Source organism: Pseudogemmobacter sp. TB195 (assembly GCF_058313095.1).
The window spans coordinates 130,773-148,093 of sequence record NZ_JBZEGG010000005.1 but is presented as its reverse complement, the minus strand read 5'-3'; the positions used below and the strand labels follow the sequence as shown (position 1 = coordinate 148,093).

Annotated in this window: 14 protein-coding genes; 4 read left to right on the top strand and 10 right to left on the bottom strand. The window is 64.0% G+C overall.

Features of this window, described 5'->3' with window-relative positions:
• Window positions 1-14: 14 nt before the first annotated feature.
• The 7 genes from AC4FS3_RS07485 to AC4FS3_RS07455 form a co-directional block, all read right to left on the bottom strand.
• Window positions 15-1,337, bottom strand: a complete 1,323-nt coding sequence (locus AC4FS3_RS07485; protein ID WP_491020007.1) for a type II toxin-antitoxin system HipA family toxin — start codon at window positions 1,335-1,337, stop codon at window positions 15-17.
• Window positions 1,327-1,659: a helix-turn-helix transcriptional regulator gene (locus AC4FS3_RS07480; RefSeq protein ID WP_491020006.1), complete on the bottom strand. Its 333-nt coding sequence runs from the start codon at window positions 1,657-1,659 to the stop codon at window positions 1,327-1,329. The genes AC4FS3_RS07485 and AC4FS3_RS07480 overlap by 11 nt, the downstream gene beginning before the upstream one ends.
• A 160-nt stretch (window positions 1,660-1,819) precedes the next feature.
• A complete protein-coding gene (locus AC4FS3_RS07475; RefSeq protein ID WP_491020005.1) occupies window positions 1,820-2,158 on the bottom strand; it encodes a DUF3325 domain-containing protein in 339 nt (112 codons plus the stop codon).
• Window positions 2,159-2,160: 2 nt separating this feature from the next.
• The gene (locus AC4FS3_RS07470) at window positions 2,161-3,753 is read right to left on the bottom strand and encodes a PepSY-associated TM helix domain-containing protein (RefSeq protein ID WP_491020004.1); all 1,593 of its coding nucleotides are present in this window, start codon (window positions 3,751-3,753) and stop codon (window positions 2,161-2,163) included.
• On the bottom strand, window positions 3,750-4,082 hold the full coding sequence (locus AC4FS3_RS07465) for a DUF3649 domain-containing protein (RefSeq protein WP_491020003.1): 333 nt from the start codon (window positions 4,080-4,082) through the stop codon (window positions 3,750-3,752). Before AC4FS3_RS07465 ends, AC4FS3_RS07470 begins: the two co-directional genes overlap by 4 nt.
• A gap of 113 nt (window positions 4,083-4,195) precedes the next feature.
• Window positions 4,196-5,557: a Vgb family protein gene (locus AC4FS3_RS07460; protein WP_491020002.1), complete on the bottom strand. Its 1,362-nt coding sequence runs from the start codon at window positions 5,555-5,557 to the stop codon at window positions 4,196-4,198.
• A gap of 66 nt (window positions 5,558-5,623) precedes the next feature.
• A complete protein-coding gene (locus AC4FS3_RS07455; RefSeq protein WP_491020001.1) occupies window positions 5,624-7,651 on the bottom strand; it encodes a TonB-dependent receptor domain-containing protein in 2,028 nt (675 codons plus the stop codon).
• 318 nt (window positions 7,652-7,969) lie between these two features.
• Here AC4FS3_RS07455 and AC4FS3_RS07450 point away from each other — a divergent pair, with 318 nt between their 5' ends.
• The 3 genes from AC4FS3_RS07450 (at window position 7,970) to AC4FS3_RS07440 (ending at window position 11,901) form a co-directional block, all read left to right on the top strand.
• Window positions 7,970-8,512 carry an RNA polymerase sigma factor gene (locus AC4FS3_RS07450; RefSeq protein ID WP_283179441.1) on the top strand — a complete coding sequence of 181 codons (543 nt, stop codon included), beginning with the start codon at window positions 7,970-7,972 and terminating at the stop codon, window positions 8,510-8,512.
• 11 nt (window positions 8,513-8,523) lie between these two features.
• Window positions 8,524-9,480 (top strand): FecR family protein, encoded by a 957-nt coding sequence (locus AC4FS3_RS07445; protein ID WP_491020000.1) that lies wholly within the window; start codon window positions 8,524-8,526, stop codon window positions 9,478-9,480.
• Window positions 9,481-9,642: 162 nt separating this feature from the next.
• Window positions 9,643-11,901 (top strand): TonB-dependent receptor, encoded by a 2,259-nt coding sequence (locus AC4FS3_RS07440; RefSeq protein WP_491019999.1) that lies wholly within the window; start codon window positions 9,643-9,645, stop codon window positions 11,899-11,901.
• Between the two features lie 34 nt (window positions 11,902-11,935).
• Here the strand turns inward: AC4FS3_RS07440 and AC4FS3_RS07435 are convergent, their stop codons facing one another.
• Both AC4FS3_RS07435 and AC4FS3_RS07430 read right to left on the bottom strand, forming a co-directional pair.
• Window positions 11,936-13,243 carry an NtaA/DmoA family FMN-dependent monooxygenase gene (locus AC4FS3_RS07435; RefSeq protein ID WP_491019998.1) on the bottom strand — a complete coding sequence of 436 codons (1,308 nt, stop codon included), beginning with the start codon at window positions 13,241-13,243 and terminating at the stop codon, window positions 11,936-11,938.
• A gap of 70 nt (window positions 13,244-13,313) precedes the next feature.
• On the bottom strand, window positions 13,314-15,398 hold the full coding sequence (locus AC4FS3_RS07430; protein ID WP_491019997.1) for a TonB-dependent receptor: 2,085 nt from the start codon (window positions 15,396-15,398) through the stop codon (window positions 13,314-13,316).
• 196 nt (window positions 15,399-15,594) lie between these two features.
• Between AC4FS3_RS07430 and AC4FS3_RS07425 the strand changes: the two genes are divergently transcribed.
• Window positions 15,595-16,398 carry an IclR family transcriptional regulator gene (locus tag AC4FS3_RS07425; protein WP_491019996.1) on the top strand — a complete coding sequence of 268 codons (804 nt, stop codon included), beginning with the start codon at window positions 15,595-15,597 and terminating at the stop codon, window positions 16,396-16,398.
• Here AC4FS3_RS07425 and AC4FS3_RS07420 read toward each other — a convergent pair.
• Complete coding sequence (locus AC4FS3_RS07420; RefSeq protein ID WP_491019995.1) at window positions 16,389-17,186, bottom strand: ABC transporter ATP-binding protein; 798 nt, start codon at window positions 17,184-17,186, stop codon at window positions 16,389-16,391. The two genes, AC4FS3_RS07425 and AC4FS3_RS07420, sit on opposite strands and share 10 nt — an antisense overlap.
• Window positions 17,187-17,321: the final 135 nt, after the last annotated feature.

The following is a 17,321-nucleotide window of genomic DNA, read 5'->3' as shown; positions in this document are numbered from 1 at the left end:
GGGCAAAGATGCGTTCAGTCTGCCATGATACTGCTGCGCGCCTGGTCGAATGCGTCACGCAGCGCCGGGTGGCCCGTCAGCGCCTCGATCGCATAGGCATTGAGGAACTGGCGCCCCGCGAACAAGCGCCGGTCAACCGGGCTGAGCGCCGCCTCTTCGCAGATCGGCCGCCACTGGGTCGCAATCGTTTCGATCTGGTGCTGCATCAATGCCAGTGCCGCCGTCTCGCTCAGGTGGAAATCAGATGCGGCAGTCAGGCAGGTCGCCAGGCGGCTTGCGCGCGCGGTGCCCTTGATCAGCATCGCCTGACTGGCCTCTCTGCCTGTCCGGCCCTGGGGGCAGATGTCATAGGCCGGTGTCAGGCTCAGCATCCTGCCATCCCAGAAGGCCGCGTGGTTCCTCGCATGATCATCGGTATTGCCGCAAAGCACATTGAAACAGATCCGCGCGTAAAGCTCGTGCAGCGTCGCCTTCGGATTGGTAAAACGGTGGCGGATCAGCTCTGCCAGATCCTCGTAAGAGGCATAGCGGGCCATCATCTCGTCAAGCCCGAGCATGGTCAGGGCCGAGACCATCGCCTGCCTTGTCCAGCCATGGCCCGTGTGCCGCCGATCAAAGCGTTCGATCAGAAGCACATCCTTATGTGCGGCGCGGGTCAGCTGCACGGGGGCAACATTCAGACCACAGGCCCGCGCCAGCCGCATGGCGATGAACTCGGCCTTCACCACGCTGTAGGTGTCATTGCTGGCGGAAAACTTGGCAATGAATTTTCGATCGCCGTCGTCAATCAGCGCCTTGGGCCGCGCGCCCCCGATCGAAGTGCCGTGATTGAGCGCCTGATCCAGCGCCGGCGGCAGCGGTATACCCTGTTCGATCAGGGCCGCAGCCTCTGTCAGCTCGCCGAGCGAGGCCTCGGTGGCAAGGCGCGGAATATATTCCGTGGCCGAGGCCTGAAAATCCAGCGCGCCGATCCGGTCTGACCCCGAATGCAGCAGAAAGGTCAGCTCGCTCAGTTCCGGCACATCCGGGGCGCCCGTGCGCCTCGCCGTCAGCCGGTTGAGGATCACCCGGCGCCCCCAGGCATCGGGCGAGCCGTCGCGGATCGCGCTTGCCATCTGCAGACCGGGTGCCGGTTCGATCAGCCCTTCGCGCAGCGGCAGTTCGGGGGTGTAAAGTGCAATTGCCCCGGCCAGGCGCCGGTAGCTTGCGCCATAGGTGAAAGTCAGCCGCTGGCCGTCGCGGTCGAGACGCCCAGCCACAACCGGCTCTGTCGCATCCGGCAGCCAGACCCAGACATAGGCGCTTGTCGGGGGGCGCAAGGGCGTGTCAGAAGTCATCATCGGCCTCCTTCACGCTGCGGCGAACCGCTTTCGGCAGCAAAGCCAGCTTTTCGCCAAGATGGGCATTTTGCAGCTGCAGGCCGCGTTCCTCTTCGCCAAACAGCGCGACCCCGACCAGCGCCGCGACCTCGAACACCGTGCCGATCTCGGGGCCGGGCGCGCCCTTTTCGATATTGGAAAGCGTGGTGCGGCTGATCCCGGCCCGATCGGCAAGATCCTGTGCCGTCAGCCCGCGTTCAGCCCGGCCAAGGCGGATCAGGCGACCCAGCATCAGGAGCGCCTCGCGGGTGACGCGGGAATAGGTTCTTTTGCGCGGCATGACGGGGCCTTGTCCGGTTTTCCCGACATAAGACAGGGGCGGGTCCACAATTCCGGGCATGATGCTGCTGCAGGCGGATCCTTGTCAATGAATGATCAGTAAACTGAACATAAAAGCGCATCACGTCCATAATTATGGTCATAAAACCGGTTCCTGGCCATTAAAGCCTGGCAAGACCAGCGCCAAGCATCACCAGCGCCGGCAGAAATGGCAGAAGGCGGCGGTTCTTCTTGGTTGCATAAGTCAGCACCATCGCCAGCGCGAAGGCCGAGACCGTCAAAAGCCCCAGCCAGGCCGAGACTGCAATCACCGGGTTGGACCAGGCCCGCATTGCCCCCGGCAAAGACAGGCTCAGAAAAACGATGCCGGCAAGGCGGAAGAGGTGCTTTTCTGCCTCGCCCGGCTTTCCGCCGCGCAGTTCCTCGTGATGGCGCGGCATCGCAAGGGCAAGGGCGGTGAAACCGGCATAGCTCAGGATCAGGGCAGACCACGCATACATGATCATTCTCCGGCGATCTGGGGGGCAGGGGGCGCTACCGGTTTGCGGACGCGCCTCGTGGGTTGTTTCTGCCGCCCGGGCCGCGCCTTCCAGCTTGCGTAAAGGCAGGCGGACCCGCTGAGAAGCGCCATCAGCTCGACTGAGACCAGCACCATATTGCCCTGCCACAGCGCCCGGACCAGGTTTGACGGACCGGTGAACGCGTTCAGGATCGGCAGCGTCAGCAAAAGCACTGCCGCAAGGCCGAACTGTTCACACCAGGATTTCGCGGGCGCGCGCAGGAAAGGGTGGATCAGCGCCAGCGCCCAGATCGCGAAAAAGGCATGAATCTCGAGGCCTGCCCGATCCTCCACCCCTGCCGGGATCAGCCGGTTGGCCCAGAAATAGCCGGCGGTCGCCACTGTCAGCCCGGATATCGCGCCGACATTCAGCCGGTCAACCAGCCGCAGGCCAAAGGGCTGCACGCCGGATTTCGCATGTTTCTGCGCGCGTTTCGACACCCAGAGCACCAGACCCGATCCGACCATCACCGTGCCCGCGACGCCTGCGAGAAAAAACAGCCAGCGCAGTCCCGTATCGGCAAACCGCGCCCGGTGCAGCGCGCCAAGCGCCATATTCACACTTGCGACAGTCGAGGCGTCGGGCCGCCCGGTGGCCTCGATCAGCGCGCCGCTCAACCCGTCAAACCGCATCCGTTCGGACCCGTTGGAGCCAGAGCCGCTCTGCACCGTCACCACCGACTGGCGGAGCGGGATCAGGAGGATCTCGGGCCGGTCGGTGTCGAGGTCTTCGATCTGGATCCGCCCGACCGGCATGCCGCCCCAGGCGGTTTCGGCCTGCTTCATCAGGGGTGCAAGCGAGGTCAGCTCAGGCAGCGGGCGTGGCGGCAGGGTTTCTGCGATCTCCTGGGCAGGCGCGGGGCCACGCGCAGGGCCGCGCTCGATCACAAAGGGCATCAGCGTGGCGACAAACAGCACCAGCCCGGAAAAGGTGATCATGATATGATAAGGCAGCGCCAGAACAGCGGTCATATTATGCATGTCGAGCCAGGAGCGCTGGCCCTTTCCGGGGCGGAAGGTGAAGAATTCCTTGAAGATTTTCTTATGGGTGATGACGCCCGAGATGATCGCGATGAACATTGCCATTGTGGCGATGCCGACAAACCAGCGCGCCAGCTCGCGCGGCAATCCGTGCAATTCGAAATGGAAACGGTAGAGGAAATCGCCCCCCGCCGTCTCGCGCGGGGTGAGGATTTCGCCGGTGGAGGCATCAAGCACAGTCGCGGGCGCGCCGCGCCGGCCCGGGGCCTCGCCGGGGTTGGCCCAGGAAACCGAGAGCACCGGGCTGCGGCTTTCGGGCAGGGTGATCGACCAGGACGCCGCCGCAGGTGCCAGCTCCTTCAGCCGCGACATGGCGAGCCCCACGGGATCTTCGGAGACCCTCGAAGCGTGCAGCTCGGGCTTCATCCACCAGGTCACCTCGGTGCGGAAATAGGCCAGGGTGCCGGTGAGGAAGATCGCGAACAGGAGCCAGCCGAGCAAAAGCCCGGTCCAGGTGTGCAGCCAGGCCATAGACTGACGGAAGCCGTTTTTCATGCGCCTGCCTCCGGGGCGAACCACCACAGGGCAGCACAAAGCGCCACCGGCACCAGAATGCCGACCCAGGCGCGCCATACGTCACGGGTCGCAAAGGCCCAGATCGCGGCCAGCGCAAAAACGACAAAGGACAGCATCAGCGCAAGCTGGCCTGCGTCACGCGGCTCCATCGGCACCTGCGCCCGGAAGGCCAGCACGAAGAGGTTCGCCAGCAGATAGCCCCCCGCCAGGGCCGCAAGACTGCGCGAGGCGACTGCGAGCGGGTAGCGCAATCCCTCATCTTCGGGTTTTGGCCTTACGGCTTCGGTCTGGCGCGCGCGGGCTGGCATATCGGGATCCGGATCGGGAAAGCTGCGGGGGGAAACACCCCCGCGCCCGGGCGAGGTCCGGGCGCGGGAGATCTGCGGCGCGGGAGCGATGCGCCGCAGTGGGGGGGAGCCGCTTACTCTGCGGGGGCAATCCGGGTCAGCTGATCGGCTTTGGCGTCCTCGGGGCCACGCGCCTTGTTGACCGCGAAGACCACACCTTCGGGGGTCACCGCGAGGTGGTTCGGGAAGGAATGGCCGTCGAGATTAGCACTGATCGCCCCCGTCGCCGCATCAACCACGGTGATCGTGTCCGAGGCCCGGTTCGCCACATAAAGCTGGCCGGAAACCGCATCAAAGACCACATTCAGCGTCTGCGCGCCGACCGGCGTGTCAAAAAGCACCTTGCCATCAGTATCCAGCGCGATCACGTCATCGCTGCCTTGCGAGGCGATGAAGATCCGCCCGCTGGCCGGGTCGATATCCACGCCAGACGCGGTCTTCGCCCCCGGCAGCGGGATGATGATGGTCTCGCGGCTGGTAAGGTCGATCCGGGCCACTTCCGGCGTGCGCAGCGACACGGTGTAAAGCTGGCCCTTATCGGCATCAAGAACGAGGCTCATGGTGCCGAACTGCCCGCCACGTTCGGCCGATTGCACCTCGAACCCTTCCAGCTTCTCCAGCGTTTTCAGATCGAATTCCTCGATCCGCGTGCGATGGGTCGACACCCAGGCCCGACCGCGCGCCTGGTCGATCACCACATCGCGGGGCTTTTCGACCGAACCAGGTTCGAACTGTTTCACCAGCGTCAGGTCATCCTGCTTATAGATCGCGACCGAAGAGGTACGGGTATTGGTGACCCAGACCGTGCCATTCTCGTCATCCACCGCGATGCCAAAGGCGCCGTAAAGCCCGTTTTCCTTGTCGAAATAGGGCGAGGCCTCGGCCAGTTTCTCCAGCGTGGTCGCGTCGAATTTCACGATGGACGAGGTGCCCTTGTCGCCGCGCCCGGTGGCAGATGCGGTAAAAACGGTGCCATTTTTGGCGCTATGGGCGACCTGATAGACGCCCGGCGCGGTCTTCACGCTGAGGCTGGTGTATTTTTCGCCCCCCGAAAGTGCGATCTCGGGCGAGATTTTCAGATCGACCACGGCGGCGCTGTCGGGGCCTTCGGCCTCGACCACGATCAGGTGCTGGCCGGTCACCGCATCCGCCGGCAAGGTCAGCGGGAAGGAAAATTTGCCCTCCTGATCGGCGCTGAGGCCCTCGGGCGAAATCAGATCGCCGCCGCGGCTCAGGGTGACGATCTGGCCAGGTGCGAAGCCTTCGCCCGAGACCTCGACCGCGCCGCCGGCATAGGCCGGGCTGCGGTTCGGCCCCGAGAAGGAAACCTGGCCTGTAAAGGGCGCGGGCGCATCAAACACCGCATCGGCGGCGACAAACGAGCTGCTGCCCATCAGAAGGACAAGCGCGAGAACAGGGCGGGAAAGGCGGGTCATGACGGCTCCTGGAAGATCAGTGAGAAAGCGTCCGGCCCCCGTGTGAGGGGCCGGGATCGGATTGGATCAGAAGGTGGTGGTCAGCCCGACAAAGAAGCGGCGGCCATCATTGTAATTGGTGGAGCCGAAGGTCGTGTCGCCGATATTATAGACCGCGACCGACCCTTTGACGTTCTCGTTGAACTCGTAATCGAGCCCGATATCAAAGATCGCATGTTCCTTGATCCTGCTGTTGCCAGCGTCGAAGGACGCGCTGCGGTATTGCGAATTGCCCCAGACCGACAGTGCCTCATTCGCCTGCCAGTCGATGCCGAGATTGGCGACATGCAGCGGGCTGTTGTTGAACCTGGTGCCGGTGCGCGCCCCTTTGGTCACCTTGCTGTCGGCATAGGTGTAGTTCAGGTTGAAGCCGACATCGCCCAGCACCCAGTCAATGGTTGCCTCGACGCCGTTCAGCTCTGCCGCGTCGCGGTTCACATATTGGTTGATCCATTTGATCGGATCGGTGGGGGTGTTCATGCCGCAATTGGTGGGCAGGCCGGGGTAATTGACAGGATCGGCGGGGTTCATACAGATCCGCTCGGTCGTGATCCGGTCCTTGAAGCGGGTGTGATAGGCGGTAAGGCCGATCTGCACGCCGCTTTCCGATTCCCAGATCGCGCCGATCTCGAAATTGGTGCTTTCTTCGGGTTTCAGACTGGTATTGCCCTGGTCGCGTGCCCGGCCATCGCCACCGGAAGGTTCAAAGATATTGCTGTCGGCCTGTTTCAGCGACGGCGTCTTATAGCCGCCCGAGACACCCCCCTTGATCGTCAGCGCGTCAGAGGCATGCCAGACCGCATAGAGGCGCGGCGTGACATGCGAGCCATAGCGCTCGTTCTCGTCATAGCGCAGGCCGAAGGTCACCGTCACATCATCGGTCAGGTGGAAATTGTCTTCGCCGAACACCGCCCGGTTCCAGCGCGTCATCACCGGATTGACGCTGACGCGGTTCGGCGAATGGCGGGTGGTCTCGTCGCGGTAATCAAAGCCCAGTGTCAGGTCATGGCGCCCGAAACTGACATTGGTTTTCGAATTCAGGTTCCAAAGCTCATAGCCCGAGACATTGGTGCCGTTCCTGAAATCGACATCTTCATAGGTGACGAAGCTGTTGGTTTCATAGCCCTCGCCCCAGGTGATCTTGTGACCAAGCGCGTAGTTCATCCGCTCGACCTTCACGCCGCCGGGGGTGCCGCCGGGGGTCAGGTTCACAGTGTCGGAGGTGCCGGACGCCACTTCGAAATCCAGGCCCTGATTGTCGTCGAGCATCCAGGTCAGCCTGGCCCCGAGGGATTTGCGTTCGGTATCCTGCGAGGGGCGCGCGCCGGTGCCGGCCACCTGCAGCGCAGGCTTCGAGCGGTCATAGATCGAGCCATAGACCGCAAGGCCAAGGCGCCCCTCGATCAGCGGCCCGCTCAGATAGAACCGCCCCTCATGCGCAGAACCGGCGTTATTGTCCTGCCAGGTCGAATTCCCCAGCATCAGCGAGCCCGACCAGACATCGGCAACCGGTTTGGTGATGACATTGATCACGCCACCCGAGGCCGCAGTGCCATAAAGCGACGACATCGGCCCACGGATCACCTCGATCCGGTCGATGGCGGAAGGCGGCGGCAGGTAAGACATCGCGAGGCCGGAGCCGAAGCCGTTATAGGTCGCCTCCTGCGAATTGCCGATGGGGCGGCCATCGACCAAGGTCAGCACATAACTTTCGCCAAGGCCCCGGATCGAGATGGTCTCGGCGCCGGAGCGCGCCGATGGCGAGGACACAACCACGCCTGGCACCCGGCGCAGCACATCGGCGATCGAGGCATAGGGCCGCGAGGCGATCTCTTCGCCGGAGATCACGGTGATGGTCGCCGGCGCGTCAGGCAGGGCCTGCGCCTGGCCGGTCGCGGTCAGAACGATGGTGCCAAGGTTCTGCGCTTCTTCCTCTTCGCCGGCCTTTCCGGTCTGGGCCATCACCGCCGTCTGCGGCACGATCACGGCCAGCGCAAAGGCCCAGACGGGCAGGCAGGACAACAGCCCGGCCCTGATTTTGTGGTTGATTCTCATCACATCCCCCCATCCGGGCCAGATTGGGCCCGGAGCAAAATTCGGTTTCATGAAGGGTTCACGCGGCAGGCGGGCAGTCACTGAACCACCGCGCAAAGTTTTTTTGTCGGTTTTTTGCCGCGCCTTTGCATAACCTGTGACGGGGCGCGAAAAATGGCGCCAATATGCAACAGAGACCTGTCCGGGCCCGCCGTAACCGTCGCAGCCGGTGGACAGGCCCCGGGGCGCGAAATAGGGTCTGGCTCCAGCCGGATGCGGGCGCTCGCGCCCCTCTATGCCAGATCCTTCATCCCTGTTCCGGATCCTCTGGCGCCCCTGATGTCTTCCACCGAGTCCGACGAAATCGGCCGCCTCTACAGCGAGGAGAGCGCCCGTCTTGAGCGACAGATTGCGCGGCGAACGGGCAATCCCGCTATTGCGCGCGACCTGGTCCATGAGGTGTTCCTCAGGGTCTGGGAACGGACGCGCGGGGTGACAGGTGCGTTTTCCGGCAATCCTTCTGCCTTTCTCAGCCGTTCCGCGAGGAATGCGGCCATCGACCATCTGCGGCGCGAAAAGGTACGTGACAGCCATACCAGCAGCGCGCTGCCCGAAGCCGCGCCCGCCGATCCGGCTTTTGCGGAAATCGCTGCGCGCCAGTCGCAGGAGGCGGTAAAACGCGCGATCCGCGACCTGCCGGAAACGACGCGCCGGCTGTTCCTGATGAACCGGGCCGAGGGCCTGACCTTCCAGGAAATCGCAAGCCGCTGTGGCATGTCAGAGCGCAATGTGGCAAAGCATATGGCGAAAGCGGTGGCGCGCTGTGCCCGCGCGCTTGAAGATCCCCCCGCAGACAGCCCCGCCCACCAGCGCAGCGAATGAGGCCGGTTCTTTTGGCGCAAAACCCCGTTTCCCAGGATCAGATCCGCGATGAGGCCGCCGAATGGCTGGTCGCTGTGACCGCACATCCGGCGCTGGAGCAGGACAGGGTTTTCCGCGCCTGGCTTGCGGCCGACAGCCGCCACGCCGCAGCTTTTGCCAAAGCGCAACAGGCCTGGCAGATTGCCGGTCTGGTGGGCGCTGATCTCGCGGCGGAGGTGCCGGTTGAGGTCGTTCCACTGCGCCCTGCAGGGCGGCGGCTCTGGCGGGCCGGCGCCGGGCTCGCGCTGGCGGCCTCGCTGGCGGGCGCATTCTGGCTGAACCAGGTGCGCCCGGATCTGCGGCTGCGGCTGGTGGCGGATCACGTCAGTGTTGCGGGCGAGATCCGTGATTTCGCGCTGCAGGATGGCAGCCGTACATTGCTTGATGGCGGTTCGGCGCTGGATTTCACCGCTGACAGCGACAGCCGCCGGGTGACGCTGCTGACCGGTGCCGCCTGGTTCGATGTTGAAAAAGACGGCCGCTCCTTTACCGTGCAGCTGGGCGAGACCGAAATCCGTGCGCTTGGCACGCAATTCGGGGTTCGCGATTGCGGCAATTGCGTCGAGATTTCGCTGGAAGAGGGCAGTATCGCGGTCACCGCGCCCGGCCTCGACGAGATGTATCTGACCCCCGGCCAGCAAATGCGCCTGCGTCCTGGCGAACCGCCGCAGCTTGCCGGCACTGATGCGCCCGAGGCGCTGGCCTGGCGCGACGGGCGCTATATCTTTTACGATGTTACCCTGCGCGAAGTCGCGGGGGTGCTGGCCCGCCATGGCGCCGGCGCGATCCTTTTCGGGGATGCGGCGCTGGCCGATCGCAAGATCTCGGGCAGTATCAGCCTCTCCGATACCGGCGCCGAATTACAGGCGCTTTCAGAGGCGATGGGCTTTCGCATCTTCGCCCTGCCGGGTGGCAATCTGTTGATGTGACCCTTTCGCCAGCCGCCGGGGCCAGCGACATCGCCTGCCAGCCCTCGCGTCCCGCCAGCGATATTGCCAACAATCCGCCAGGGCGCGGGTTCAGTGGGGCATGGCCTCATGCGTGAAGGTCAGGCAAAGGCCCGTGCCGGGCAGGGCCAGAAAAAGGACAGGATGCGAGCCAGCCGCGCCAGACCATATTGCCCCGCGTCGCCGCCTTATTGCCGGGCCGCGCGCGACAGTGTTTTGCGCGCGGCGGCGCTGGCCTTGTGCATTATATCCCTTACCCCGGTCCCATCACCGGCCGAGCCGGTCGCGACCTTTGATCAGCCCGCCCTGCCGCTGGCGCGTGCGCTGACCCGCATCGGCGAAAGCGCGGGCATTTCGGTTCTGATCAAAGGCGACAGCGCCGGACTGAAGGCTCCGGCGATCCGGGGCATTACAGGGTTGCAGGCGGCGCTGGATCAGGTGCTCGCGGGCAGCGGCGCGGGGTACAGGTTCACCTCGGATGGCAGCCTTGTCGTCACGCTGCCTGCGGCGGCACCGGTATCAGCGGCCGAGAATCTCGGGACCATCGTCCTGACAGCGAGCGGCCAGCCGCAGCATCTGATTGATGCACCGGCCTCGGTGACCGTGATCCCGGCAGAAGGACTGTCAGCCCGCCCGATGGCGAGCCTCGCCGATGCGCTGCGCAGCGTTCCGGGCCTTTATGTGCCCGGCCCGGGGCGCGAAGGGCTGCCGGCGATTTCCCTGCGGGGCATGGGACAAAGCTATGTGCTTCTGATGATCGACGGCCGACCGCTCAGCGCTTCGGAAGAGGCCAGCTATAACGGCCATGGGTTGAACACGCGGATCGGGTTCCTGCCACCCCTCCTGGCGCTGGACCGGATCGAGGTGATCCGGGGCCCGTTATCGGCGCTGCACGGGTCAGCTGCAGCGGGCGGCGTGATCAATGTGATCTCGCGCGACATTCCCGGGATCTGGGGCGGCGAGGCCATGCTGGGCTTTGGCAGGGCCAGTGATCCGGCCTCAGGGAACAGCCATGAGGCGCGGGTCTGGCTGGGCGGGCCGCTGGTCCAGGGGCGGCTGGGGCTTGCGCTGTTTACATCGCTCACGGTGCGTCAGGAGGATGACCGGATCAGCGCGGGCTATCAGAGCCAGGGCCTCGGCGCGGCGCGGCGCAGCATATCGGGCCTGCGGCTGCGCTGGACCCCTGTGGCGGATCAGAGCCTTGAGCTGAGCCTGCAGGAAAGCCGCGTTAATTTCAGCCGCAGCCCCCTGTCTGCGCGCAGCCATGCCGATACCAAAGTGACCGATCGCATCACGGCCCTGTCACATCGCATCGGCTGGGGCGAAAACCGCGAGACCACCAGCTTCCTGCAATGGGAGGCGACCGACTTCCGGTCGGGCAACGAAAGCGGCCATGATGCGCTGGTCTTCAACACCCGCACCACCCTGGGCGAGGGGCGGCGCAACCTCACCCTCGGCTATGAATACCGCCGCGAGCGCACAAGGCACGACCCCGACCGGCTGCCCGATCTGGCCAATCCGCGCCTGCATCGCTGGCATCACTCGGTCTTTCTGGAAGGCGCGCTGCCTTTGGGTGAGGACGTGACGCTGACCCTTGGCCTGCGCGCCGATCAGAACCAGAAATACGGCTTCGCCCTGACGCCGCGCGCCTCTTTCATCTGGTATATGACACCGGATCTGGTGCTGAAAGGCGGCATTGGCAGCGGCTATAAGGTGCCTGCGCTGAAACAGGCCGATGATGGTGTGGCCGAGCCCTCGGGCGGCGATGGACGGTCGCGCGACCGGGGCAATTCCTCGTTGCGGCCGGAACGCAGCACCAATGTCGAGCTTGGCCTGATCTGGACCGGACCCGAAGGGCTGCACCTGGGCGCGACGCTCTGGCACAGCCGTTTTTACGACCGGATCGCCCGGGCCGATCTGTGCCGCACGCCGACCGGCCAGGCGCCGGGCTGCCTGCTGGACGGAACGCCATATGTTGCCGTGACGCAATATATCAACGATGACAGCGCGCAGCTCAGCGGGGCCGAGCTGGCGCTGGATCTGACCCTGGACGACTGGAATATCGCCGCGAGCTATACCTATTCGGAGTCGCGCGTGACCCGGGGCCGCAATGTCGGGCAACGCTTTCACAACCTGCCGCTGCATATGCTGACTCTCTCGCTCGACTGGCAGGCGGGAGGTCGGCTGAACCTCTGGGGTCAGGCCCGTGCCCGCAGCCGCGCGCCCGCTTCGGGACGGCAGTCGCAGATCCCTGCGCATGTGATCGTCGATCTGGGCCTGAGCTTTGAGCTCAGCGACCGGGTCAGTGGCGTGCTGGCGGTCTACAACCTGAACGACCGGCATGAGGGCGATGTCCTGCCCGAAGATCGTCGGCTCCATCTTGGCCTGACCACCCGGTTCTGAGCCCGGACAGCCCTGGCCCGGACCGGCGCCCGGATCAGTCCTCCGTCAGATGCGAAAAGAATGTGTCGCCGGCATAATCCCGGCGGAAGCGCCCGTCGCTGACCAGTCTCGGCACCAGGTCCTCCAGCGTCAGGCGCAGGCTTTCGGGCGAGCCGCCGGGCACGGCGATAAAGCCGTCTATCGCGCCCGCCTCATGCCAGACGGCGATTTCCCGGGCCGCGTCTTCGGGGGTGCCGACGATCTGCCAATGCACCGATGACAGGATCTCGGGCCGCGCCAGCAGTTCGGCGACTGTCGGCTGCGCGTCAGACACGATCCGCTGCAACAGCGCGCGATGGCTGGCAGACCGCATGGAGTGATGCGTTTTCGGCAGATCGGCCGGGGTGAGGCGGCGATCGTCAGGCCAGCTGCTCAGATCCAGCCCGATGGCTTCCTGAATGCGCTGGAGACGCTGCGCGCGTCCGACGCGGCGGTGGTTGTCCTGAAACAGCGCGCGCGCCTCTTCGCGGGTCGGGGCCAGATAGAGGCTGAGCCCGGGCAGAAGCCGGATATCACGCGGCGCGCGGCGATGCGCCATAGCGCGGGCGGAAAGCTGGCTGCGCATCTGCTGCGCCGTGGCCAGATCGGGGGTCATGCCAAAGACCATATCCGCCACCTCGCCCGCGAAATCGATACCGGTGGCCGACCCGCCCGCCTGCATCAGCGGGATCCCCGGTCCGGGAAATGCCGGCAGGTTCAACGGCCCCTTAACCTCGAACCCCTGGCCGCGATGGTTGATCGGCAGGATCAGATCGGTATCGGCATAGCGCCCGGTCTCGCGGTCAACCAGCAGCGCCCCGGACGGAAAGCTGGACCACAGTTTGCGCACGACATCGGTAAATTCACGCGCCCGCAGATAGCGCGCATCCGAGGAAGGCATCTCGGCCGCGCCGAAATTCTCATTGCCCTGCAAGGCGGTCACGACATTCCAGCCGGCGCGGCCCTCGCTGAGCCAGTGCAGCGACATCAGCTGCCGCGCGGCCTGATAGGGATGGCCGAATGTGGTCGAGATCGTGGTCACGAGGCCGATCCGCTGCGTCTCGCGTGCAACCGAAGTCATCAGCAAAGTCGCGTCCAGGCTGGAAAAGCCAAAGGACTGATCCATGATCGCCAAAGGCAGAAAGCTCGCATCGGGGCGGAAGGCGAAATCGAGATGGGCGGCCTCGGCGCGCTGTGCGGTCTCCAGTGCAAAATCGCTGGAATAAAGACCCTCGATGCCGCTGCCATCCAGCCGCCAGCCTTCGCCAGACAGCCAGGTCGGCGCCAGCGAGATCCCAATGCAGAGTTTCGGTCGGAGCTTCATCGCCCTGCCTCGTCAGTTCATGAAACGACCGGCCCAGAGACGGGCCGGCCGCAGTTTCTGTCGCGATGGCTCAGAACGTGCCGCGAATGCCGATGCCAAACATACGCGGCGAGGTCATCGAGCCCTGCGTGAAGGCCACCGTGCCGCGCGCGGCCTCGAGCAGGGTCGGGCTGCGTTCGTCAAAGAGGTTGTTCACATAGCCATAGACTTCAAGATTGTCGCGCAGCTGAAAGCTCGCATGGATATCCACGAGGGTGTAATTGTCCACCTCATAGGCCGGTGTATTGGCGGTATTGGAATAATAGCCGTCAATAAAGCGCACCTGGCCACCAAGTTTCAGCTTGTCACTCGCATCCCAGCTTGCGCCAAGGGTAAAGGTCTTGCCGGGCGAGCGGGCAAATTCATTGCCCTCCCAGGCCTTGGCCGAGGACATCTCGTCGATCTTCGTCCTTAGGAAACCGGCACTTGCGCGCAGCGTCAGGCTGTCGACGGGCTTGTAATCCGCACCGATCTCAAGCCCGTAGGAATGGGCTTTTTCAGCATTCAGCGTCTGGGTCTGGTTGATCCCGGACGAGGTCATCTGGGTCACACTGTGCTGGGCGTTGGTGTAATCCATATAAAAGAGGTTGCCCGTCAGGAAGAGCGTCTCGTCAAGCAGGCTTGCCCGGCTGAAGAGTTCATAATTCCAGACGGTCTCTTCCTTGTATTTCGTCCAGTCGCGGGTGCCGACGAGATCCAGCGAAATGCCGCCGGGATTATAGCCCTTTGAGATCATCGCGCCGACGGTCCAGTCCGGTGTTGCCGCATAGGACAGCGTAAGCTTCGGCAGCACCTCCTCAAACGTCTGGTCATAATCGATATCGCTGTTGGCAAAGAGCGGCGAGACATCGCCGGTGCGACGCAGATGGTCACGCTGATAGCGAAGCCCGCCCGAAAGCGTCCATTGATCATCAATACGCCAGCTGAGCTCGGCATAGACGCCAAGCTGGTTCTTCTTGTCATTGAAGGTCGAAATACCGCCCTGGTTCAGCCATTCATCCTGATCGCTATAGGCGACGTAAAGACCGGCCACGCCAGAGAAGACATCCTCGGACGTGCCAAAAGCCAGCTTCGATTCATTCGAGACATTCTTGCGCCACATATTGGCGTCACCGGAGGTGGGTGTGCCGACGCGGCGTTCAACATCGGATTTCGAGGTCTCGAATTTATTGGTCAGCACAAGACCATTGCCCAGATCGTAATCGACATCCAGCACAGCAGTATCGGTCACCGTATCCCAGCCCGGCATCCAGATCGTGATCGAACGCAGATCGCTGTATTCGGGGTCCTGCGCCGCACCTTCGGCGCTTGGCCGGGTCACATCCGAGCGCGAATAGGTCAGTTTGACCGTCAGCCCGTCAATATCGGCGGGCTGCCACAGCAGCTTGGCCCGACCGGTGAAATTGCTGAAATCCTGGCCGATTTCGTTCTGGATAAAGCGCGGGCTGACATAATCGATAAAGGTGTCGCGCGCCGCGTAATCCAGCGCGATCCGTGCCGCGAGCTGGTCATTGATCGGCCCGCTCCAGGCAAACGAGGCGCGGCGCTGGTTGTAATTGCCGAATTCCAGCCGGTAGCTGCCCTCGGGCTCCCAGGTCGGGTCTTTGGTATTCACGAGGATTGCACCGCCAATGGCATTGGCGCCCTGGCTGGTGGTTTGCGGGCCGCGGAAGACCTCGACGCTGCCGACATCCCAGGTGGCAGTGCCGCCGAAATACAGCTCTGCCCAGCTGAGATAATGGCCATCCACATTGACCGTCGCGCGCGGCATGGTGCCGGCAAAGAACGCCGTAGCGCCGGTATGCGGGCCTTCAGAGTTCTGGCCGCGGATCACAGGGGCAGAGACATTGTCGGTATAGATGACGTTCGGCGTGCCCTGCAAAACGGTGCGGACCTCATCCTTGCCCGGCTTGTCCTGCTCAAGTTCTTCTGCAGTCACGAGGGTCACTGAACTCGCGGTATCCTTCAGATCGCGCTGCTGCTTTTCGCCGGTCAGATAGATGGTGCCCAGATCGACAGGCGTTTCCTGGGCATAGGCGGCATGGGCCGCGAGGGCTGCAATTATGGTCAGCAGGCTGGCCCCACGCGCCAGCCGGCCATGATGAAAGTTCGGCATGATGTTCCCCGGTTTCTGGTGAGGCACATGCGGAGGCGGGCGGTGGGCTGGCGGCATATGATGCGTTCCGAATTGCATAACGCGTTATGCATGTCAATTCGACTGCTGTGTGCAGCCCTTTACCCTGGCGCCCATGCTGCATTAAGATCTTGCAGGGTCTTTCATGGCCGCCGCCCGAGGCAAAGGAATCCCAGGGATGATGGAATTCGAGATTTTTCCCGATGAGGATGCCGGTGCCGGTGATACAAGGCGGGTGACCACCATTCAGTCGATCTCGGTCGCGATGCGGTTCCTGAACATCCTCGCCGCCGCCGAACGTGCGTTGCCTCTCGGAGAGCTCGCGCGGCTGTCGCGCACCGGACGGTCGACCGCGCATCGCTATATGCAGAGCCTCGTGAAAGAGGGGCTCGCGGTGCAGGATCCGGTCTCGAGCCATTATGATCTGGGCGCGGCGGCCCTTTCGATCGGCATTGCGGCGCTGCGCCGGGTGGATGCGGTCGAAATGGCCGGGATGCAGATGAAGCAACTGGCCACCAATCACGCGATCAGCGGCGGGGTCGCGATCTGGACCGAACGGGGCCCGACCCTTGTCCGCTGGTATCGCAGCGCGCTTTTCGCGATTTCGCCGGTGCAGCTGGGGGATGTGCTGCCCATCGACAATTCCGCCTGTGGTCAGGTGTTCCAGGCCTTTCTGCCGCGCGCCGTGACCGAGGCCGCGCGCCGGATCCAGCCCGCCGCCTTCGCCGGCGATCCGGTGCAGCGCCCGCAGCTTGATCAGATCCGCCGCACCGGCTGGGTCGAACTGACAAGCCATCTTCTGTCAGGTATAACCGGCCAGGCCGCTCCGATCCTCGATGCCCAGGGCGAACTGGTCTGTGTGGTGACCTCGGTTACCGATCTGGGGAAACTGAATGCGCCGGGCGACCGGCTTGCACTACAGGATGTAGCGAGGCTGATAAACCGCGCTACAGGTGGGCAAAGCGCGCTGGATCAGCCCTGATCCGCCGCGCGCGGGCAGGGGATCACCATCGGACGCGCGGTCAGCGGATCGGGCATCACCAGCGCCGGCAGATCAAACACCTGCCGGATCAGCTCTTCGGTGACGATGGCCTCAGGCGCGCCGGTCGCGATGATCTGCCCCTCGCGCATCGCGATCAGATGGGTCGCATAGCGGAAGGCGAGGTTCAGCTCATGCAAAACCGCTACGACCGTGCGCCCGGCACGGTTCAGTCGTGCCAGCATTTCAAGCAGATCCACCTGATGTACGATGTCGAGGAAGGTCGTCGGCTCATCCAGCAAAAGGATCGGGGTCTCCTGGGCGAGCGCCATTGCGATCCAGACCCGTTGTCTCTGGCCGCCTGACAGTTCCGCCAGCGGCCGGTCGGCCAGATCGGTCGTGCCGGTGTCGCGCAGCGCCGCCTCGACCGCTGCCGCATCTTGGGGCGACCATTGCCGCAGAAAGCTTTGATGCGGAAAGCGTCCCCGCGCGACCAGATCCGCCACGCTGATCCCCTCGGGCGCGACCGGTGATTGTGGCAAAAGGCCAAGCCGGCGCGCGACGTCACGCGAGGGCAGGGTATGGATCGCCTTTCCGTCCAGCACCACGCGCCCGCTTTCCGGGGTCAAAAGCCGCGACAAAGCCCGCAGAAGAGTGGATTTGCCACAGGCATTTGGGCCGACGATCACCGTGAAAGAACGGTCCGGCACCTCCAGCGACAGATCCCGCGAGATCAACCGCGTCTCATAGCGCAGCGTCACATTCTCGGCGCTCAGGCGGTGCTGCATCATATTCTCCTCTCGCCCGACCGCAGGTCCGGCGGGTTTTTTGGCGGCTCTTCGTATTGCATTGCGGGATGCGCTCTGCAATATGGGAACAAGCTACGCCCGCCCGATGCCTTTTCCGGCCGGGGCCAGCCATTCCCC